The sequence below is a fragment of the Paenibacillus sp. JCM 9796 genome (genome assembly GCF_055379675.1).
Genome location: NZ_AP043723.1, coordinates 3014242 through 3035479, shown reverse-complemented (window position 1 = coordinate 3035479; position 21238 = coordinate 3014242). Strand labels below are relative to the sequence as shown.

Below are 21238 nucleotides of genomic sequence, written 5' to 3'. Positions count from 1 at the left end.
GCGAAATTTCCGCTAACGATCCTGCCTCGCTTTACCGGTCTGCCGCAGGCACGAAAATTGCAAGCGCATTCATCTCTGTCGTTCGCTTCCAGCAATCTGTTCTATCTGAAACAGACTGCCGTGATTCGCGAATACCGATACCATTACCGCAATCCCCGGAAGGGAAGAAGCTTCCTCCCGGAAGCTTGCGACTCTGCTTATTGGTTCTCCAATTCCTCTTTGCTGACCAAGGTGACTAAAGCGTTTACAGCCTGCTCTGCGTCCGAACCTTCGGCACTTATGTGAACTTCGGTCCCTGTGCTGATGGCCAAGCTCATAATCCCCATGATGCTTTTGGCATTCACTTTCTTCTCGTCCTTCTCCACGAAAATCTCGGAAGAGAACTTGTTTGCTTCCTGTACGAAAAGTGCCGCCGGTCTGGCATGAAGGCCTGTTTTCAACTTAACGACTACTGGGCGTCTCGACATGCAACCAATACCCCCTACTTTTATTAGCTCATCCATGAAGGGCAAATCACCCTATAGATAAATTTTATTTTTACAAATTGCAACGGTAGACTGACTTGCTTACAGCGGTAAACAGCTGTAATCGCAAAAATGCGATTTTTCAACTAGTATAGCATTTTTCGGCGTTCTGCACTAGAATTTTTGATGATTTCCACAAAAAATCTATATTTGAACCGGCTAAAGTTCTTATTTTCGCAACTTCTCCGCCATCTCGTCGATCTTCCGCAACCGATGGTTGACACCCGATTTGCTTACATGGCCTTTCAGCATATCGCCGACTTCCTTCAAATTCATGTCAGGATGCTTCAAGCGGATCTCGGCCACTTCGCGCAGCTTCTCCGGCAAGTTCTCAAGCCCGACTTCCTTCTGCAGCAGCCGGATGTTATCGATCTGCCTGACTGCAGCGCCGATGGTCTTGTTTAAATTCGCCGTTTCGCAGTTAACCAGCCGATTAACCGAATTGCGCATGTCTTTCATGATGCGGACGTCCTCGAAGCGCAGCAGCGCTTGATGCGCGCCGATCAGACTTAAGAACTCAATAATCTTCTCGCCTTCCTTGATGTACAAGACGAAACCTTTCTTCCGTTCGATACAGCGGGCGTTCAGGTCGAATTCGTTGGCCAGCTTGCAGATCGCTTTGCAATGCTCCTCGTACATCGAGTAAATCTCCAGATGGTACGACGAGCCTTCCGGGTTGTTTACCGAGCCTCCGGCCAGGAACGCTCCGCGCAAGTATGCGCGCTTACAGCAGCTCCGTTTAATGATGCCCGGTTCGATGCCGTCCGTAAAGTGGAATCCTTCGGAGACGATGTACAGCTCCTTGAGGATATCCTGTACTTGTACCGGTACGCGCACGATATATACGTTGTTTTTTTTCAACCGCATCTTTTTCCGTACAAGCAGCTCAGTGTGCACATGAAACGTTTTTTTGAGCAGCGAATAAATTCTTCTGGCAATCGCGGCGTTTTCCGTCGAGATGTCCAGCACGATTTTTTGGCTTGTCAGCTGTACGGTACCGTTCATGCGAATCAGTGCGGATAACTCAGCCCGTTCGCAGCAGCGGTCGGACTCCATGAGCGTTAGCTCTTTTTTCGTTTGTGCGGCGAAGGACACAGAAATCACCTCTTCTTGAACATCCAGCTTTCCACCAGTTGATAAATGTGCTGACTTAACCTCTCGGCATCATGACGCAAATACGTGCGGAACAAAACAAGCTTGTCGGCGATGATCTTGTACCCTTGCTTGGTTACCTCGTCCAGATCGAGACGAACGACCCTGGCGCCCTGCTCCGCATATCTCGCCTGCACCTGCTCGGGAATTTCGCCGTTGTTGACAATGACGTAATCGAACAAATCTTCGCCGACATGGTCGCGAACCGCCTTTAGATGATCGCTCACTTTGTAATCGTCCGTCTCGCCGGGCTGCGTCATCACATTGCAGATGAACATCTTCAGCGCCTTCGATTCCACAATCGTCTTCGTAATTTCCGGTACGAGTAAATTCGGCAAAATGCTCGTATACAAGCTGCCGGGGCCGACAAGGATGGCATCCGCCTCCCGAAGCGCTTCCAACGCCTCCGGCAAAGCTCGCGCGTCCTTCGGTTCGATGGAAACGCGGCGAATTACGCCCCCGGCTTTCGGAATCTTCGATTCGCCTTCGATGATGCTGCCGTCTTCCATCTCCGCCCGCAGCACCAGCGCCTGGTCCGAGGATGGAAGCACGCGGCCGCGCACGGCCAGCACGCGGCTCAGCTCCCGCACGCCGGTCACGAAGTCGCCCGTAATATCGCGCATCGCTGCCAGCATTAGGTTGCCCAAGCTGTGGCCTGCCAATCCATTGCCTTTATCAAATCGATATTCCAGCAGCTGGCCCAGCAGCGGCTCTACGTCCGCAAGCGCCGTCAGCACGTTGCGGATATCGCCGGGAGGAATGATCTCCAGCTCCGAACGCAAAATGCCGGAGCTGCCGCCGTCGTCCGCCACGGTAACGACCGCCGTAATGTCGATCGGCTTCTGCTTCAACCCGCGCAGCATCACCGACAGTCCGGTGCCCCCGCCAAGCACAACGATTCGCGGTAAATAGGCTGCGCTCTCCCGATCAGAGCTCATTGTTTCACCTCAACCCGATCTCGCTCGGAATCCCGGTGGCTCACACGGACAATCTCCGTCTCGCCGTTAGCCATCACCTTGCCGAGATATTCGGCGATCGCTACCGAACGGTGCTTGCCTCCGGTGCAGCCGATACCGATAACGACTTGGCTCTTTCCTTCTTTTTTGTACTGCGGCACCAAAAAATGAAGCATATCGAGCAGCTTCGTCAAAAAATCCTGAGTCTCGTTCCATTTCATCACGTATTCATATACGTCCGGGTCTTGGCCGGTATTAGGGCGAAGGTGATCGATATAATGCGGATTCGGCAAAAAGCGCACATCAAAGATCAAATCGGCGTCGATCGGAATGCCGTACTTAAAGCCGAACGAGATCACATTGATGGAGATGATGCCCGTCTCGAGGTTCGTAAACCTGGATACAATACGTTCTTTAAGCTGCACCGGTTTCAAGCTGCTCGTATCGATGACTTGCGTGGCAAGTCCCTTCAGCTCCTCCAGCAGCTTCCGCTCTTGGTGAATCCCTTCAAGCGGAGCTCCGTTCGGCGCAAGCGGATGCTTCCGCCGGCTTTCCTTGTAACGCTGAACAAGTGCGGAATCGGTCGCATCCAGAAATAAGATTTCGTACGTTAACGTGTAATTCTCGTTCAAGTAGCGCAGCGACTCGGACAACGAATCAAAAAATTCGCGGCCGCGCAAGTCGATCACGAGCGCCACTTTGCCGATGCGGCCCTTCGATTGCTCGATCAGTTCGGCAAATTTCGGGATGAGCACCGGAGGCAGGTTATCTACGCAAAAGAAGCCCAAATCCTCCAAGCTCTGCACGGCGATCGTTTTGCCCGCGCCCGACATGCCGGTAATGATGACCAGCTTGCCTAGGCTTTGCATTTCTTCCATGGGGACTGTAGCACTCCTTTGTTAGGCTCGGACTTGCTGCGTGGAGGCGAGACAAGCTACCTTTGCGACAGGTTTCCGCGTCCGGAGAAACTCCCTCCAAGCTCAGTTAAAATTCGGTTTCTAAAGAACAAAAGCAGCAGGGTAAAGACCGAATTTTAAAGTAGCCACGTAAACTTTCCGGGTGTTTCTCCTCCCGATCACGAATCGCAGCTAGTTAACAGTCGCCGCTCGCAGCAATCCTCGCTATAGTATATGAAAGGTTCGCGCTTTGACCTGCGAACCTTGCTTTCAAAGATTAGCCGCGCAGGTTCAAACCTGCGGCGCCAACGATACCGGCGTCGTTGCCGAGGATGGCCGGCACGATGTCCACGCCCTCTTGCGCTGTTTCCTGCGTGCACTCGCGGTAATATTTGCGGATCGCATCGAACAGAATGTCGCCGGCTTTGGACACGCCCCCGCCTACGACGAAACGCTGCGGGTTGATCACGACAGACACGGTGGCCATCGATTTGCCGAGGTACATAGCGGCGCGGTTGATAATGCGAAGCGCCGTCTCATCGCCGGTTTTCGCAGCATCGAACACGTCCTTGGCCATAATGTTCTCCACGAGCGCAAGCGAGGTATGCTCCCCGCGCTCTACGGCCTCTTTCCCCATACGGATGATGCCCGTCGCCGAAGATACGGTTTCGAGACAGCCCTTCTTGCCGCAGCCGCAATCGATCGCTTCGAGATCCGGCACGATGATCATATGACCGAGCTCACCGGCCATACCGTTCGAGCCTTGATAGATGCGGCCGTTGATAATGATTCCGCCGCCTACGCCCGTTCCGAGCGTGTAGCATACGATATTCGCGATGCCTCTGCCCGCGCCGGCCCAAGCTTCGCCAAGAGCGGCCACGTTCGCGTCGTTATCGATTTTGACCGGTTTGCCGAGCTTCTCTTCAAGAATTTTTTTGACCGGCACATTCCGCCAACCCAGGTTGGGAGATAGCTTGACAAAGCCTTCCGGGATATCCAGAAACCCCGCGATCCCGGCACCGATTCCGGCCACTTGATCCCATGTATATGCGGATTCCGTTACAAGTTTACGCGCATACTGCGCAATATTTTCCAGCACTACATCGGGACCGTGCTCGGTTCCGGTCGGCCCTTCGTCCGTTTGCAGCAGATTGCCCTGTTCGTCGCACAAACCTACCTTAATCGCGGTGCCTCCCAAATCGACTCCCAAATACACTTGATCGCCCATACCCGTCTTCTCACCTCATAAATAATCGCATCGTCTAACTTTGTATGTGTTCGAGCTTTATGGTCTTGTCCAGCCGCTCAGGATGAGCGCTCCATGTTCCAACTATAAGGCAACCCACCCGGGAGGTCAAGAAGAGTCCACGGGAAAAAACGTGGAACAAGTTTGTTCCACGCTTTATGCAGACGGCCTTTTAGAGCGTTTGGCTCCAGTCGTGCACCATGTGTCCTTCCAGAAACTTCTCACAATCGAGCGCGGCCATACATCCGCTTCCCGCCGCGGTAATCGCTTGACGGTATTTGCTGTCCTGCACGTCGCCGCACGCGAACACGCCTTCAACGTTCGTCATCGAAGTGCCGGGCTTGACCAAGATGTAGCCGACCTCATCCGTAACGATTTGACCTTCAAGGAAATCCGTGTTCGGCTTATGGCCGATCGCGACGAAAATGCCGTCCGTCTCAATGATTTCTTCCTGGCCGGTCTCGTTGTTTTTCACTTTCAACCCGGTAACGCCCTTGTCGCCCGACACGACTTCAAGCGGAGTCCGGTTCAAGCTCCACGAGATCTTCGAATTCTCGCGCGCGCGGTCCTGCATGATCTTCGAAGCGCGCAGCTCTGCTCTGCGATGCACCAGCGTCACTTGCGTAGCGAAGCGCGTCAGGAAATTCGCTTCTTCCATCGCCGAATCGCCGCCGCCGACCACGACGATTTTCTTCCCGCGGAAGAAGAATCCGTCGCATGTGGCACATGTGCTGACGCCGCGGCCCATGCTTTCCTTCTCGTTCTTAATGCCGAGCAGCTTCGCCGAAGCGCCCGTCGAGATAATCAGCGATTCCGCTTCAATATCGCCCAAGCCCTCGACGTTAAGCTTAAACGGACGTTTCGACAGATCGACCTTGTTGACCCAGCCGGTCTTGAATTCTGCGCCGAAACGTTCGGCCTGCTTGCGCATATTATCCATTAATTCCGGCCCCATAATGCCTTCGGGGAAACCCGGGAAGTTCTCGACCTCCGTCGTCGTGGTCAATTGACCGCCGGGTTCAGGACCTTCGATGACGAGCGGGTTCAGATTCGCGCGCGCCAAGTAGATAGCTGCCGTTAAACCGGCCGGGCCGGTTCCGATTACGATTGATTTGTACATAGAAGGTGTCCTCCCTACAGATCCCGCTTATTTTTTAGGATGGAGCTTCCAGTCCGGAAAACTTTCGGAAAATGGAGTCCATTTTCTCGCGTAAACCGCAAGCCTCGTCGATGAGCTTGGCGTTCTTGCTGACCGTAGCCACGGAAACGCCATAACGGTCGGCTGTCTCTTGAAAGCTGACAGGACGACGGTGCATCCGGGCGATCCAATATTCGAGCGCCGCGGCCCAGCCCTCCACCTTTGCGATTTTCGGAACGGCGGGAAATACCCGCGTTAAATATTCTACCCAAAGGGTCTGTAAATCGTACTGCTGTACGATATCGTACCGCCGCGCCATTTCACGCTGCGCCAATTCCATGACCAGCTGCCATTTCCGGTCCCATACGGGCAGGCTCGGAGAATGCGGCGACGGTGCGACGGTCGTCGAACGGCCTTCCAGCACCGCCGGCAGCGGATCTTTAACCCCGATGCTGCGCAGGACGAACACGGCCATCTTTTTCAAATAGTCGTCTTCCTCCGGCTCCAGAATAAACTCCGTCAGCGCATCCTTTACTTCATCGTCCGCAATAAGACCAAACGCCTGAATGACCTGCAGCTTCGTATCGGTATCGCCGTGCCGCAGCGCCCAGAAGAACGAGGAACGGACGAGCGGATCTTTTTTCAAGTGATCCGGCAGGCCGCCTTCCTTACGCTCCATGCCGCGCAGCTGTTCCTCGAACGGCAGGTGATAATGATAGCTCACCTGAGCCTTCGTATCGCCGTCGCGACGCTTGTTCAAGATATTCAAATAAAATCTCGGAATATCCGAGCCCGGATCGTTCTTCTCCGCTTGCCGCCACAACCGCTCCGCTTCGTCCCAGCGGCCGGTATTGTATGCGGCTACGGCCGCATAGTGGAACAAGCAAGGGTCCGGTCCGGCCTCGCCTGTCTTTAACAGCCTTTTGAACAGCCGGTACGCTTTGTCATGTTCACTTAATATACCCATCGTCGTGGCCAGTTTAAACACATGGTCCTGATGGAAGGGATACGTCTTGCGCAGCATGTCCAGCAGCCCCGCCAGCTTCTCGCGGTCGCCGAAATGCTGGTAGAAAATCGCCAGGTTGCAAAGCGCATGCAGATTGCCGGGCTCCAGCTCGAGCACCTCGCGAATCATCTGCACCGATCGGTCGAAATGACCCATATAATAATAAGCGAGCGCCAAATTGTTGCGCGCCGCAATGAAGTCCGGATGGTTGCGAATAATGGTCTCCAGCAGCCGCACCGCTTCGGAGAACTTGCCTTCCTCCAGCATGCTGCGCGCGCGATCGTGCTCGAACAAGCCTTCCCGGCTCTTGATCGTCGTCAGCTTCGCAGGACGATCGAGCTCCAGGCGCAGCAGCTCCATCATTTCTTCGGACTCTTCGAGAAATTGCCCTGTCGGATCGTTCTCCAGATAATGAACGATCGCCTTCTCGGCCGACTCGTAATTCTCCATATTGGCAAAATTGTTGGCCATATAAAAATAACATTCCGTCATCGCCGGATCGATCTGATCCAGGACATGCTGCAAAATGCGGTTCGATTCCTCGTAGTTGCCCATTTCCGACAAAAGCCCAGCCAAATTGCAATGGTTGACCGGATTTTCAGGCTCATACTCGGCCGCCCGGCGAAAATACTTCAATGCCTTATCGTAATGATAACGGTCCAGGGATTGAACGGCTTTTTCGAAAAAGAACGTGGCATCCATTTGCATCGGAACGACATTGGTGCTGGTCTGGGGCAGCACACGTTTTTTCTTCTCCATGGTTAAGGCACCTCCGTGACCCGTCCGGTAGAGCTTACCGCCGAATACGAATAACGAATGACGTTAGCTATCGTCTGTTGCTTCCCGGAATTCTAATGATTCCTAATTATAACACAATCCGGCCCAAAACCGTAGGTTTTGAAAGCCGGAGACGTGTGGAAAAAACATTTAGGATAAGTTTTATACTCCGCCGTACTTGAACAAGGAGCTGAGCGAGCCGCCCGACACGATAATGTTGATCGCATCGGCGAGCAGGTGGGACACGGACAATACCTTGAACCGGGCGGAATGATCATCCGGAATCGCGATCGAGTCCGTAATTACCACCTCCGCAATGTTCGGATGGTCCAGACGCTGCAGCGCCGGGCCGGAGAACACCGGATGCGTAGCACAGATATAAGCGTCCTTGGCTCCGCGCTCTTTCAGACCTTCGACAACATTCACGATCGTTGTGCCCGTATCGATCAGGTCCTCGATAATGATCGGCGTGCGTCCCTCGACGTCCCCGATGACGTGCGTAATAACCGCTTCGTTATGAGCGGGTCTTTTCTTGATCATCATCGCGAACGGCGCATCGAGAATGTTGGCCAAATTCTCAGCCGTCGTAGCGCGTCCAGCGTCCGGCGATACGATGATCGGATTTTCGATATTCAGACCTTTAATATAATCACTAACCAAATCCAGCGCCGTCAAATGATCCACCGGGATGTTGAAAAAGCCTTGAATCGCCGGAGCGTGCAGGTCGATCGTGATCACACGGTCGGCGCCCGCCGCCGTCAGGAGATCCGCAACCAGCTTGGCCGAAATCGGCTCGCGCGGCGCGGCTTTACGCTCTTGGCGGGAATAACCATAGTAAGGAACGACAAGGTTGATCGTTCTCGCGGATGCCCGTTTCGCCGCATCCATCATCACGAGAAGTTCCATGAAGTGCTCGTTAATCGGATGCGAGAACGTTTGTACGAGAAACACGTCGCAGTTACGAATGCTCTCTTCGTAAAGACAGTAAATTTCCCCGCTCTTAAATCGGGAAAGTTTGATCTGACCTAGCGGCACTTCGAGCTCTTGACAAATACGCTCCGCCAGTTTCGGGTTGGACGAACCCGAGAAAATCTTCAATTTGTCGGTATACATGGTTACCTCCGCTTTCTGTTGTTACGTGGTTCGTTTGACGATGCCCAGACTCGGAAGTCTTGAGCGTTTACATAAAATTTAGAATGCTTCCACTCCCTCATTATACATGAAAAGAATCGAAACCAATAGGCACCATCGTCCGTTTCCGGCCCTTAAATGTGGCTAATTCGTTAAATCCGACATTTTTCAACAAATCGACGGCTTGATCCAAATATTGGGCGAGCCGCTCCGGCTGATGCGCATCGGAGCCGATGGTGAGCGGAATTCCAAGCTCCAGGGCGTATTCCAGCATGCGCCGGCTCGGGAACATCTCGTTCACCGGCATCCGCAGCCCCGACGCATTCAATTCGATCGCCATGCCCGCCGCCCGGACCGCCTCCAGCGCTTGTCGTTCGAGGTGTTCGACGCTTTGCTCGGGCTTGAAGCCGAATCGCTTAATGACGTCGATATGGCCGATGTAATCGTAGAATCCGGTTCGGCAAGCCTTGCCGACGGCGTCGTAGTATTGCTTGTATACTTCGTAGGCGTCGCGTTCTTTCCAGCCATCGGTTTGCCGGTAGTCCGTAATGTCCCATTCGCCCAGAAAATGAACCGAGCCGATGACGTAATCCCATGGATACGCCTTCACAAGACGCTCGATCTCGGCTTCCCAGCCTTCGATATAGTCGCCCTCCATCCCGACCCGGATGTCGATACGGTCTTTGTATTTCTCCTGCAGTCGGAACGCCTCTTCGACATAATTCGGTAATTCCTCCATCGGCATAGCCATGCCGGGAAGATAGGCGGCCGGGTCGACATGGAGCAAGGGCATGTGATCGGACAGCCCCAACTGGACGAGCCCGATCTCAATGCCCTTCAACACGTACTCCTCAAGCTCTCCCGACGCATGTCCGCAGCGCACATGGTGCGTATGGTAATCAATGCGCATAGAAACGCTCCTTATCCTGAAAATCTGGCGTTTATTTCTGTTTATTATGACGACGATCCAGTTCCCGCATCACGTCGTCCAGCGGCAGCCTCTGCTCGCGCAGCAGCACCATCAAGTGGAAGATGAGATCGCTTGCTTCGTAGCGCAGCTCGTCTTTGTCGCGATTTTTGGCTGCGATGATGACTTCGGCCGCTTCTTCGCCGACTTTCTTAAGAATTTTGTCGACGCCCTTCTCGAACAAATACGTCGTGTACGCGCCTTCGGGCCGTTCGGCATCGCGCTGCGCAATGGTCGCTTCGAGCGCGTTCAAGATGGCGAAGCGGTCCTGCTTGTCGGACTCGTTCGCCGTTGCCGCATCCGCCGCCAGCGCGCCGATCTTCGCGTCATGATAGAAGCAGCTGTAGCTGCCTGTATGGCAAGCCGGGCCCGCTTGATCGACCTGCACGAGCAAGGTGTCGCCGTCGCAGTCGTACCGGAGCGAGCGCACCTTCTGAATGTTACCGCTCGTCGCTCCTTTATGCCACAGCTCGCTGCGCGAACGGCTCCAGAACCAGGTTTCGCCCGATTCCAACGTTTGGCCGAGCGACTCCCGGTTCATGTACGCCATCATCAGCACTTCTTTGCTGACTGCATCCTGCACGATGGCCGGCACGAGACCGTGCGCGTCGAAGCGCACCGCAGCTAGGAGCTCCTCCAGGTTGGTTGCCGTTTTTCGTTCGCTCATCGCACTTCCACTCCTTTAGCCTTGAGGTCGTCCTTAACCTCTTCGATCGTTATCTCTTTATAATGGAAAATCGTTGCAGCCAGACCCGCATCCGCCTTGCCTTCCGCGAATACTTCGTAAAAATGCTCCTTCTTCCCCGCTCCGCCGGAAGCGATAACCGGAATCGTCAGCAGCTCCGACACCGCCTTCGTGAGCGGCACATCAAAGCCGTCCTTCGTGCCGTCGGCATCCATGCTAGTCAGCAGAATTTCGCCGGCGCCGAGGCGTTCCACCTCTTTCACCCATTCCAGTGCCTTCATGCCCGTGGCGTTCCGTCCGCCGTGGGTGAACACTTCCCACTCGCCCCACTCCTTGTTGAAGCGGGCATCCACAGCGACGACGATGCACTGCGAACCGAACCGGCGCGCGCCGTCGGACACGAGCTGCGGGTTGCGCACCGCCGCCGTGTTAATCCCGATCTTATCCGCGCCTGCGCGCAGCAGCCGTTTCATATCGTCCACGCTTGCGATCCCGCCCCCGACCGTGAACGGGATCGTAATTTGCCCCGCCGTCTTCTGCACGACCTCGACCATCGTCGCCCGTCCTTCGTGCGAAGCCGAGATATCGAGAAAAACCAGCTCGTCCGCGCCTTCGCGGTCGTAAATCGAAGCAAGCTCCACCGGGTCTCCGGCGTCGCGCAAATTGACAAAGTTAACACCCTTGACGACCCGGCCGTCCTTGACGTCAAGACAGGGAATGATTCGTTTGGCTAGCATAGCCGTACCCCTTTCGTATGGAATGCGCACGAGAGCATAGGTCCGTTAGACCAGACTGTGCGCTTCCTCCAGCTTGATGCTGCCGGTGTACAGCGCCTTGCCGACGATCGCGCCGCCGACGCCCTCGTCCGTATGCTCCGCCAGCTTTTGCAAATCTTCATATTGGCTGACGCCGCCCGATGCGATGACCGTTTGACCCGATACTTTGGCCAGGTTGACAATCGCCTCTACGTTCGGTCCGCCCATCATCCCGTCGCGGGAAATATCGGTGAAAATAAACGTGCGCGCGCCTTCCCTTGCCAACTCGACCGCCAGCTCGTCGGCTTTGACCGTCGACGTCTCCAGCCAGCCGCGTGTCGCCACGTAACCGTCGCGGGCGTCAAGTCCGATCGCAATCTTCTCGCCGTGCTTCTGCAGCACGCGGCGGACGAAGTCGCGGTCTTCAATCGCCGCCGTGCCAAGGATGATGCGGGACACGCCGAGCGACAGCACATAGTCGACGTCGCTTTCCGAGCGAATGCCTCCGCCGACCTGAACCGGAACGCTGACGGAACGCGCGATTTCACCGATCAGCTGGTCGTTCACCGGTTTACCCGCTTTCGCGCCGTCCAGATCGACCAAGTGGATCCATTTCGCTCCCTGGGCTTCCCAAGCCTTCGCCACTTCAAGCGGATTCTCGTTGTACACCGTCTCTTGATTATAGTCGCCTTGAATCAGACGAACGCACTTGCCTCCGCGGATGTCGATGGCGGGATAAATGATAAAAGCAGACATGATTCGTTTCCTCCACTACATATAGAGTTCAAGGGGCCGCTTAGACCGTTTGTTTCTTCTCGCACAACCCCAGAAAGTTATCAAGCAGCTGCATGCCGACGCTGCCGCTTTTCTCCGGATGAAACTGCATCCCGTACACATTGCCGCGACCGACAATAGCCGTCACCTGCTGATGGTAGTCCGTTGTCGCCAGCAGATCGCTCTCCCGCTCCGGCTTCACATGGAAGGAGTGGACGAAATACACGTGACCTTCCTCCACACCGCGAAAAAGCGGGCTGTCGCCGGCGCGGAACAACAGCTTGTTCCAGCCCATATGCGGCACCTTGTAATCGCCGCGGAAGCGCACGACATCACCCGGCAGCAGATTCAGCCCTTCGTGGTCGCCGTGCTCCTCGCTGCGGCTGAACAGCAGCTGCATGCCGAGGCAGATGCCGAGCAGCGGCTTGCCGCTTGCCGCGTAGGCCGCCGTCGCCTCATCCAATCTCGAGGCGCGCAGATGCTCCATCGCATCGCCGAACGCGCCGACTCCGGGCAGAATCGCGCCCTCGGCTTCAAGCAGCTCGCGCTCGTCCGAGGTGATCAGCGCCTGATAACCTAACCGCTCGACTGCCGAACGAACGCTGTGCAGGTTGCCCATTCCGTAATCGATAATCGCGATCATGGCTTACAGAACCCCTTTCGTGGAGGGCACTCCTTGTACGCGCGGATCAATGCTCGTCGCTTCGTCGAGCGCACGCCCCAACGCTTTGAACACCGCCTCGATCATGTGATGCGTGTTGTGGCCGTAGTGCACGATGACGTGCAGCGTAATGCGCGCTTCAAGCGCGAACTTCCACAGAAACTCGTGCACAAGCTCCGTCGTGAAGCTGCCTACCGTTGCCGACGGATACTCGGCGCGGTACTCGAAATGCGGGCGGTTGCTAATGTCGATGACAACCTGCGCCAGCGCCTCGTCCATCGGAATAAACACGCTCGCGTAGCGCTTGATGCCGCGTTTGTCGCCGAGCGCCTCTCGCAGCGTTTGGCCGAGACAAATGCCGATGTCCTCCACCGTATGGTGGTCGTCGATCTCGACGTCGCCCTTCGCATCCACCTTCAAATCAAATTGGCCGTGCTTCGTAAACAGGTCGAGCATATGATTCAAGAACGGCACGTCCGTCTCGATCTCCGACACACCGGTTCCATCCACGTTAAACGCAAGCCTGATGTCGGTTTCATTCGTACGGCGCGCCACTTCCGAGCGGCGTCCACCCGGTTGTTGACCTTGTCTTTGTTCAGCCACGAGAGTCCCCTTCTTTCTGCAAACGAATTTCGATGGCGCGCGCATGCGCCTCCAGCCCTTCATGGCGTGCCAAGGCGATAATCTTATCCCCGTCGCGCAGCAGCGCTTCCTTACTGTAGTAAATCACGCTCGACTTCTTCATAAAATGATCCACGTTCAGCGGCGACGAAAACCGCGCCGTGCCGTTCGTCGGCAGCACGTGGTTCGGACCGGCAAAATAATCGCCGACCGGCTCCGAGCTGTACGGACCCAAGAAAATGGCGCCCGCATTCTCAATCTTGCTTAAATATTGGAACGGCTCGCGCGTGAGAATTTCCAGATGCTCCGGGGCGAGCCGATTTACCGCGTCTACGCCTTCTTCGAGGCTGCCGACGGTCAGAATCGCGCCGTAATCGCGCACCGATTGCCCGGCGATTTCACGCCGCGGCAGCTCGGCAAGCTGGCGCTGCACTTCCGCCTGCACCGCTTCCGCCAGCGCCTCCGACGGCGTAATCAGAATCGCCGACGCCATCTCGTCGTGCTCCGCCTGCGACAGCAGGTCGGCCGCCACATAGGCAGCATCCGCCGACTCGTCGGCGAGGACAACGATCTCGCTCGGTCCGGCAATGCTGTCGATATCGACGGCGCCGAACACGTATCGCTTCGCCAGCGCCACGTAAATGTTGCCCGGACCGACGATTTTGTCGACCGGGGCGATCGAATCCGTGCCGTAAGCAAGCGCCGCCACCGCCTGCGCGCCGCCGACGCGATAAATTTCGCGTACGCCAGCTTCCGCTGCCGCCACCAGGATGTGCGGATTAATCCCTTCGATACCCGCCGTTGCCGGGGGTGTCACCATGACGATTTCCGGTACGCCCGCCACCTGGGCCGGAATCGCGTTCATCAGCACCGAGGACGGGTAGGCCGCTTTACCGCCTGGCACATACAGCCCGACCCGCCGCAAAGGCCGCATCACTTGCCCGAGGATGCTGCCGTCCGGCTGCAAATCCATCCACGACGTACGCAGCTGCTTCTCGTGAAAGCGGCGAATGTTGACGGCCGCTTCGCGAATCGCCGTCAGGAACTCGTCATCCACTTGACGATACGCCGCTTCGATCTCCGCTTCGGCGACACGGAGGTCGCTCACGTCGGCGCGATCGAACTGCTTGGCGAACTTGCGCAGCGCCGCGTCCCCGTCTTGACGGACCTCTTCGATAATAAGCCGTACGCGCTCGTTCTGCTCCGGCGAGCCGTACTCGACTTCCCGTTTCAAAGCAAACTCCGATGCCGGCATCCGTTTCATCTGAGGGCAACCTCCTTCTATGCTTTCGCCGCCAAGGCCGCTGCGATGACCGGCTGCAGTCGGTCGCACAGTGCTTGTATAGCGTTATTTTTCATCCGGTAGCTTACCCGGTTCGCAATCAACCGGCTCGTAATCGAGAAAATCTCTTCGTGCTCCGCGAGCCCGTTTTCCCGAATCGTGCTGCCCGTTTCGACCATATCGACAATCCGGTCGGCCAACCCGATCAGCGGCGCCAGCTCGATGGAGCCGTTCAGCTTGATCACTTCCACCTGCTGTCCCCGCTCCCGAAAATACTGCGAGGCGACGTTCGGATACTTGGTCGCCACCCGCGGATTCAGCACCGGCTTCCAATCCGGCAAGCCGATGACCGACATGCGGCAGCGGGCAATACCGAGATCAAGCAGCTCGTAAACGTCGCGGTTTTCCTCCATCAGCACGTCCTTGCCGACGACGCCGATATCGGCTACGCCGTATTCCACATACGTCGGAACGTCGACGGGCTTCGCCATAATAAACTCCATATTGGCTTCGGGCACCGCGATAATCAGCTTCCGCGATTCGTCCGTTTCGTCCGGAATCGCGAGGCCCGCCTCGCGGAACAGCTTCGAAGCTTGCTTATAAATACGCCCTTTGGGCATCGCTACTTTCAATAACTCCTGCATGGGCTCGCCGCTCCTTTAATTCACAAACTCAATGACGCTCTGATATTCGATCCCCCGAACGCGAACCGAACCGCCGACCAGCTGTTCTTTCTCATACTGACCGTCCGGGGCGAGCAGCGTCTCCACCGGCGCTTGCCGCTCCATCCGCAGCTCTCCCGCCCGGCTTAGCGCCTGCTCCCGGTTGTCCGCCGTATAAACGATCAGCACGCGGTTCGACGTCTCTGCGGCAGCCTCCTTGCTGATCACTTCAAGAATCCGGTTCGTCTTGAGCGCAAAGCCGGTCGCCGGGGCCGGACGGCCGAACTGCGCCAGCAGGTTGTCATAACGACCGCCGCTGCACACCGGAAATCCGAGATCCGCCGCATAGCCTTCAAAGGTCATGCCCGTGTAATAAGAAAAGTCGCCGATCATGGTCAAATCGATCAGCACATGCTCGCTGACGCCATACGCCTCCAGCACGTCCCACACTTCGCACAAATGTGCGATCGCTTGCTGCGCTACCGGATCGTCGGTTAACTGACGCGCTTGGCGGCAAATCTCTTGGCCCCCTCGCAAGCGAAGGATGCCCTCCAGCTCTTCCCGCACCTCCGCCGGCAAGCCCATCGTCTTGAGCGCTTCCCGATAACCGACGTAATCGCGGTTCAGCAAGCAGTCCTTCAACTGCGTCTGCGCATCCGCACGGTCGCGCAGCGTTTCCTGGAACAAGCCGTTCAGGAAACCGACATGACCCAGCGCGATTTTGAACGGCTTCACCCCGGCCGCCTGCAAGCAAGCGACCGCGAGTGCGATCACTTCCGCATCGGACTCGCTTGACGCATCGCCGACGAGCTCAACGCCAGTCTGGAAAAATTCCGCATCCCGCCCCGCTTCCGCTTCAATCGCGCGAAAGACGTTCGCGTGGTACGACAAACGAAGAGGAAACGCATGTTCACGAAGCAAGGACGAAACGACACGCGCGATCGGCGCCGTCATATCCGAGCGCATGACGAGCGTCGTGCCGTTACGGTCGAGCAGCTTGAACAGCTTCTTATCTTCCGTCGAGCTCGCTACCCCTACGGTATCGTAATACTCCAACGTTGGAGTAATGATCTCTCTGTAACCCCAGCGCTCCAAACACTGCATCAGTTTGAACTCAATGCTGCGCAGCTTGGCCGCCGCCTCGGGCAAATAATCTTTGACGCCTGTCGGCTTTTCGAACACTTTCGGTTTGGACACCGGTCTTCACCCTACTATTCGTAATTTTTGCTTTAGTTCGCTAATGTGCTACCATACTACCAAAATAAAGAATGTAATCGTTAGTCTACCATGGAAACGAGACTCCGTCAATGGAATAACACGAACGTTCTCCGTATGTCTGCAGAGCTTCATCCGAACGCCCGAGCGGAACCCGGGTACGGTATTTCTGCTTGTAAACCGTCGTTTCCGACAAGAGCGGAACTACGTTCGTTATTCCCGTTCAAACCGGTGTGAAGGCCCCCTGTTAAGCTAATCGGATATCGTTTTACTCCCCGCTCTCCCGGACGTCCTCTCGTATTACGCGCAGGGGATTGCCCGCGACGAAGCTGTACGGCGCAACGTCCTTATGCACGACCGAGCCTGCCCCAATGATCGCATGATCCCCGATCGTTACGCCCGGCAGTATGGTGCTGTTCGCTCCGATCATCACATGGGAACCGATCTTCACCTGCCCGAGCCGGTATTCCTTGATCAAATACTCATGCGTCAGGATCGTCGAATTGTATCCGATGATCGTATTGTCCCCCACCTCGATCTTCTCCGGGAAGAATACATCCACCATGACCATTAAAGCGAAAGAGGCACGCTCCCCCACTTTCATCCCTAAGATACGGCGATAAATCCACCGTTTCAAAGGCAAGGAGGGCGCATACCTGGCGATCTGGATAAAAATAAAGTTACGAATGGCCTTCCATCGGCTTATCGTACTGTATACTTGCCATAACGAGTTAGGCCCGTCCACCGGATATCGGTCCGTCTGTCTCAAGCGTTGGATTCTCCTCCTATGCCGGCAATCGGCAATAGTTCGCGAATATCGTCAATAACGTGGGCCGGCTCATACCGGCGCAAATATTCGACGCCTTTCAACGACCAGGCGACCCCAACCGGGGAGACACCCGCATTTCGGGCCGCCTCGATGTCGTAATGGCTGTCGCCGACCATCAAAGCGCTCGAGGCGTCCACACCCAATTCGCGCAGCGCTCTTAAGATGCCTTCCCCGTGCGGCTTCGGCTGTTCTACATCCTCGACCGTGACAATCGAATCAAAATAACCGATAATGCCGGTCAGCTTCAGGCCCATCTCTGTCGTCTTCCGGATTTTACTGGTGACGACGCCGAGCTTCACCCCCGCTTCACGCAATTGGGCGAGCGTTTCCGGCACATGAGGAAACGCCGTGACCAATTCATCATGCCGGTTGATGTTGAAAGCCCGGTATTTCATGATCAAATCTTCCACCTGCTCCCGCCCCGAGAAATCCGCCATCTGCTCGTGCAAAGGCCGCCCCATGTTGGGAATGATGCGCTCACGCGTTACAGGCTCCGGCGTGTCCCAGTCAAACGTATGTAAAAAAGATTGAATGATCAGCTCATTCGTATCGAGAATCGTCCCATCCAAATCAAACAGTACGGCTTGAATCATGCTTCTGCTCCTTCGTTTGCTGGTCTCATGTTCATCTTGTTTCCTCTGCCTCTCCCGGCTTCGCCTCATTCGGAGCTCCTTCGGCGTTTACCGCCGTCGTCGTATCGCTCGCCGCTGCCGCACCGACCTGTAGAATAGGATCGGAATAATGCTCTGCAGACGCTCCTGTCTTCCGCCGCACGATGATCACGACGATCGCGGCAATAACGATCAGTACGGCCAGCAGCTGCGAAATCCGCACATTGCCGCCGTACGTCATCACCCCAGGCTCAAACCCGATCGCGCGCATCGGCGACCATAAGCTGTGCATCAGGGAGACCAACCATTCCGGTCCGGTGAAATCCAGGCTGTCCGTCCGGACCCCTTCAATGAAGAAGCGGCCGATCGAATACCAAATGAAATAGCTGAAGAACAACTCGCCTGCCCGCAAGAACCGTTGACGGCGCAGTACGAACAGGATCACAAGTCCGGCTAAATTCCACAATGACTCGTATAAGAAGGCCGGGTGATAATACTGTCCCTCAATCAACATCTGATTGACGATAAAATCAGGCAGATGCAGATTGTTCCGTAAGAACGCTTCATTTACCGGTCCACCGTGCGCTTCCTGGTTCATGAAGTTGCCCCAGCGCCCGATGGCCTGTCCGATGATCAACCCCGGCGCGCAAATGTCCGCAATCCGCCAGAACGAATAGCCTTTGCGCCGTACATAAATGACAGCAGCGATGATTGCGCCGATCAAAGCGCCGTAGATCGCGATGCCTCCATGCCAGATCTTGACTACTTCGATCAAATTATCCTTGTAATCTTCCCACTTAAAGGCGACATAATAAATTCGCGCGCCGATGATGGCCGAAGGCACGCCGATCAATACCAAATCCATGAAAAAGTCCGGTGAAATGCCAAACCGCTTGCCTTCTTGCACCGCTAGCAACAATCCCATCATCGCCGCCGCACCCAGGATAATGCCATACCAATGGACCGTCAGCGGTCCAAGTGAAAATGCGATCGGATTCAGAGCTAAAAACATGCGCTATCTTCTCTCCTTATACGAAGCAACGGTCTGAGAACCGCTCCCCGTTCAATGGGATTATTCCAAGTCGTCCATATCCTCGTTTAACGATTCCGTCAATTTGTTCGTAAATTGCAGCGCGGCATTATAGCCCATCCGTTTCAAGCGGTAATTCATCGCCGCCACCTCGATAATGACCGCCAAGTTCCGCCCGGGACGCACAGGAATCGTGACGAGCGGAAGATCCGTGTCGATAATCCGGGTCTTCTCTTCGTCCAGTCCCAATCGGTCGTATTGCTTGTCCTGCTGCCAATTCTCCAGCTTACAGACAACCGAAATTTTCTTCGCGGTGCGTACCGCTCCGGCTCCGAACAATGTCATGACATTAATAATACCAATCCCGCGGATTTCCAATAAGTACCGAATCAGCTCCGGCGCGTTCCCGATCAGCGTGTGGTCGGCCGTTTGGCGAATTTCCACCGCATCGTCCGCAATCAAGCGGTGCCCGCGCTTCACAAGCTCAAGCGCTGTTTCGCTCTTCCCGATCCCGCTCGAACCGGAGATCAGCATGCCGATACCGTAAACGTCCACAAGAACGCCGTGAATCGTCGTTGTCGGTGCGAGACGATTTTCCAAAAACCCGGTCAAGCGGCTTGCCAAAATCGTCGTCGCCATCGGCGTCCGCAGCACCGCAATCCGGTAGTCGTTCGCAGCCGCCAGCAGCTCGATCGGCGCTTCCAGGCCGCGGCTGATGATGATGCACGGGATTTCATCCGGAGCGCAAAGCCGGTGCATCCGCTCCGTGCGTTCCTCCGGCGACAGACCTTCGAAGAAGGTCAGCTCCGTTTTTCCTAAAATCTGTACCCGGTCATGCGGATGAAACTCGTAATAACCGGCCAGTTCCAGCCCGGGTCGATATAGGTCGGCAGTCATGATCGGACGCTTCAAGCCCTCATCGCCGCATATAATCTCAAGTTGAAACTCTCTTACCAAATCCGAAACTTTTACTTTTTTAGGCAAGGTCGTTCGTCTCCTTTTTATACCAGTATCCTCATCGTAAAGGAATCGGCCGCATAAATCAACCGCTGCCGCCCGCTTTGCTTATCGCTATCATTCAAATAAAAAACCAGCCTTTCGGCTGGTTTTTTATTTATACGATTCCATTAGCCATTCAGCAGGATGGAAGCTGTCGTTTCTTTGTCGAAGAAGTGAACTTTGTTCATGTCGATTGCCAATTTGACGTTCATCCCTTCGTGGAAGCCGGAACGGCTGTCTACGCGGGCAACAACGTTGGAGTTGCCGATACCGTTCAAGTGAAGGATCATCTCATGACCGAGGTTCTCGGACACTTCGATGTGAGCGTTAACGATCGAGTTCGGGGACGCCTCGATGAAGATCGCTTCTTCATGGAAATCTTCCGGACGAACGCCGAGTACGACTTCTTTATTGGCGTAACCTTTTTCACGGATAATTTTGGCTTTGCCTTCAGGCAGCTGAACGTCGACACCCGTTGTACGGAAGTGCAGCTGTCCGCCTTGCTCAGTAAAGCTGCCGTTAACGAAGTTCATCGATGGGGAACCAATGAAGCCCGCTACGAACATATTAACAGGGAAGTTGTAAATCTCTTCCGGCGTAGCTGCTTGTTGGATAACCCCTTTATCCATAACGACGATCCGATCGCCCATCGTCATGGCTTCTGTTTGGTCATGCGTGACGTAAACGGTTGTCGTTTCAAGCCGTTTAACCAGTTTCGTAATTTCAGCGCGCATCTGTACGCGAAGTTTAGCATCCAGGTTGGAAAGCGGTTCGTCCATCAGGAACACTTGCGGTTCGCGAACGATCGCGCGGCCCAAGGCAACACGTTGGCGCTGACCGCCGGACAATGCTTTCGGTTTACGGTCGAGCAGGTGCTCGATGTCGAGAATTTTCGCCGCTTCGCGAACGCGAGCGTCGATGTCGGCTTTCTTGAACTTGCGAAGCTTCAAACCGAAAGCCATGTTTTGATACACGTTCATGTGCGGATACAAAGCGTAGGATTGGAATACCATTGCAATATCGCGGTCTTTCGGAGCCACGTCGTTCACCAAACGGTCGCCGATGTACAATTCGCCCTCGGAGATTTCTTCCAAACCTGCGATCATACGAAGCGTCGTCGATTTACCACAGCCGGAAGCGCCTACGAGTACGAGAAACTCTTTATCTTTGATGTCCAAATGGAAGTCTTTAACCGTTGCTTCCGCTGCACCCGGATATTTTTTTACGATGTGGTTTAAACGTACGCCTGCCATGATTAATTCCCCCTACGAGTTGATATCTTCTTAATATGCTTACATCATACCTTACTGATCCGTTGATG

22 protein-coding genes are annotated in these 21238 nt (G+C 55.3%); all 22 read right to left on the bottom strand.

The window, feature by feature from the left end; translation table 11 throughout:
* Window positions 1–197: 197 nt before the first annotated feature.
* Window positions 198–467, bottom strand: coding sequence for an HPr family phosphocarrier protein (locus ACZ439_RS14620; protein WP_010500412.1), 270 nt, complete (start codon window positions 465–467; stop codon window positions 198–200).
* A gap of 225 nt (window positions 468–692) precedes the next feature.
* Window positions 693–1619: a DNA-binding protein WhiA gene (gene whiA, locus ACZ439_RS14615; protein WP_127609167.1), complete on the bottom strand. Its 927-nt coding sequence runs from the start codon at window positions 1617–1619 to the stop codon at window positions 693–695.
* Between the two features lie 5 nt (window positions 1620–1624).
* On the bottom strand, window positions 1625–2614 hold the full coding sequence (locus ACZ439_RS14610; RefSeq protein ID WP_054797500.1) for a gluconeogenesis factor YvcK family protein: 990 nt from the start codon (window positions 2612–2614) through the stop codon (window positions 1625–1627).
* Entirely contained in the window at window positions 2611–3510 is a 900-nt protein-coding gene (rapZ, locus tag ACZ439_RS14605; RefSeq protein WP_127609171.1) for an RNase adapter RapZ, read from the bottom strand. Before rapZ ends, ACZ439_RS14610 begins: the two co-directional genes overlap by 4 nt.
* A gap of 295 nt (window positions 3511–3805) precedes the next feature.
* Window positions 3806–4756 (bottom strand): ROK family glucokinase, encoded by a 951-nt coding sequence (locus tag ACZ439_RS14600; RefSeq protein WP_127609173.1) that lies wholly within the window; start codon window positions 4754–4756, stop codon window positions 3806–3808.
* 190 nt (window positions 4757–4946) lie between these two features.
* Window positions 4947–5894, bottom strand: a complete 948-nt coding sequence (trxB, locus tag ACZ439_RS14595) for a thioredoxin-disulfide reductase (protein ID WP_054797499.1) — start codon at window positions 5892–5894, stop codon at window positions 4947–4949.
* Window positions 5895–5928: 34 nt separating this feature from the next.
* On the bottom strand, window positions 5929–7677 hold the full coding sequence (locus ACZ439_RS14590; protein ID WP_464619829.1) for a tetratricopeptide repeat protein: 1749 nt from the start codon (window positions 7675–7677) through the stop codon (window positions 5929–5931).
* A 180-nt stretch (window positions 7678–7857) separates the two neighbouring features.
* Complete coding sequence (locus ACZ439_RS14585) at window positions 7858–8808, bottom strand: ribose-phosphate diphosphokinase (protein WP_054797498.1); 951 nt, start codon at window positions 8806–8808, stop codon at window positions 7858–7860.
* A gap of 100 nt (window positions 8809–8908) precedes the next feature.
* Window positions 8909–9736, bottom strand: coding sequence for a histidinol-phosphatase HisJ (gene hisJ / locus ACZ439_RS14580; RefSeq protein WP_054797497.1), 828 nt, complete (start codon window positions 9734–9736; stop codon window positions 8909–8911).
* Between the two features lie 31 nt (window positions 9737–9767).
* Complete coding sequence (gene hisIE / locus ACZ439_RS14575; RefSeq protein ID WP_464619828.1) at window positions 9768–10460, bottom strand: bifunctional phosphoribosyl-AMP cyclohydrolase/phosphoribosyl-ATP diphosphatase HisIE; 693 nt, start codon at window positions 10458–10460, stop codon at window positions 9768–9770.
* A complete protein-coding gene (gene hisF, locus ACZ439_RS14570; protein WP_127609179.1) occupies window positions 10457–11215 on the bottom strand; it encodes an imidazole glycerol phosphate synthase subunit HisF in 759 nt (252 codons plus the stop codon). Before hisF ends, hisIE begins: the two co-directional genes overlap by 4 nt.
* Window positions 11216–11260: 45 nt before the next feature.
* A complete protein-coding gene (gene hisA / locus ACZ439_RS14565; protein WP_054800219.1) occupies window positions 11261–11989 on the bottom strand; it encodes a 1-(5-phosphoribosyl)-5-[(5-phosphoribosylamino)methylideneamino]imidazole-4-carboxamide isomerase in 729 nt (242 codons plus the stop codon).
* A 40-nt stretch (window positions 11990–12029) separates the two neighbouring features.
* On the bottom strand, window positions 12030–12650 hold the full coding sequence (gene hisH / locus ACZ439_RS14560; RefSeq protein WP_127609183.1) for an imidazole glycerol phosphate synthase subunit HisH: 621 nt from the start codon (window positions 12648–12650) through the stop codon (window positions 12030–12032).
* A gap of 3 nt (window positions 12651–12653) precedes the next feature.
* The gene (gene hisB / locus ACZ439_RS14555; RefSeq protein ID WP_054797496.1) at window positions 12654–13271 is read right to left on the bottom strand and encodes an imidazoleglycerol-phosphate dehydratase HisB; all 618 of its coding nucleotides are present in this window, start codon (window positions 13269–13271) and stop codon (window positions 12654–12656) included.
* Window positions 13264–14553, bottom strand: coding sequence for a histidinol dehydrogenase (hisD, locus tag ACZ439_RS14550; RefSeq protein WP_054800217.1), 1290 nt, complete (start codon window positions 14551–14553; stop codon window positions 13264–13266). Before hisD ends, hisB begins: the two co-directional genes overlap by 8 nt.
* 17 nt (window positions 14554–14570) lie before the next feature.
* Window positions 14571–15215 carry an ATP phosphoribosyltransferase gene (gene hisG / locus ACZ439_RS14545; protein ID WP_054797495.1) on the bottom strand — a complete coding sequence of 215 codons (645 nt, stop codon included), beginning with the start codon at window positions 15213–15215 and terminating at the stop codon, window positions 14571–14573.
* A gap of 15 nt (window positions 15216–15230) precedes the next feature.
* Window positions 15231–16430, bottom strand: coding sequence for an ATP phosphoribosyltransferase regulatory subunit (locus ACZ439_RS14540; RefSeq protein WP_464619827.1), 1200 nt, complete (start codon window positions 16428–16430; stop codon window positions 15231–15233).
* 286 nt (window positions 16431–16716) lie between these two features.
* Window positions 16717–17217, bottom strand: a complete 501-nt coding sequence (locus ACZ439_RS14535) for an acyltransferase (RefSeq protein ID WP_054797494.1) — start codon at window positions 17215–17217, stop codon at window positions 16717–16719.
* The gene (gene ppaX, locus ACZ439_RS14530) at window positions 17214–17870 is read right to left on the bottom strand and encodes a pyrophosphatase PpaX (protein WP_464619826.1); all 657 of its coding nucleotides are present in this window, start codon (window positions 17868–17870) and stop codon (window positions 17214–17216) included. Before ppaX ends, ACZ439_RS14535 begins: the two co-directional genes overlap by 4 nt.
* A 31-nt stretch (window positions 17871–17901) precedes the next feature.
* A complete protein-coding gene (gene lgt, locus ACZ439_RS14525) occupies window positions 17902–18900 on the bottom strand; it encodes a prolipoprotein diacylglyceryl transferase (protein WP_464619825.1) in 999 nt (332 codons plus the stop codon).
* A gap of 60 nt (window positions 18901–18960) precedes the next feature.
* The gene (gene hprK, locus ACZ439_RS14520; protein WP_464619824.1) at window positions 18961–19902 is read right to left on the bottom strand and encodes an HPr(Ser) kinase/phosphatase; all 942 of its coding nucleotides are present in this window, start codon (window positions 19900–19902) and stop codon (window positions 18961–18963) included.
* A gap of 143 nt (window positions 19903–20045) precedes the next feature.
* A complete protein-coding gene (locus tag ACZ439_RS14515; RefSeq protein WP_127609197.1) occupies window positions 20046–21170 on the bottom strand; it encodes an ABC transporter ATP-binding protein in 1125 nt (374 codons plus the stop codon).
* Window positions 21171–21238: the final 68 nt, after the last annotated feature.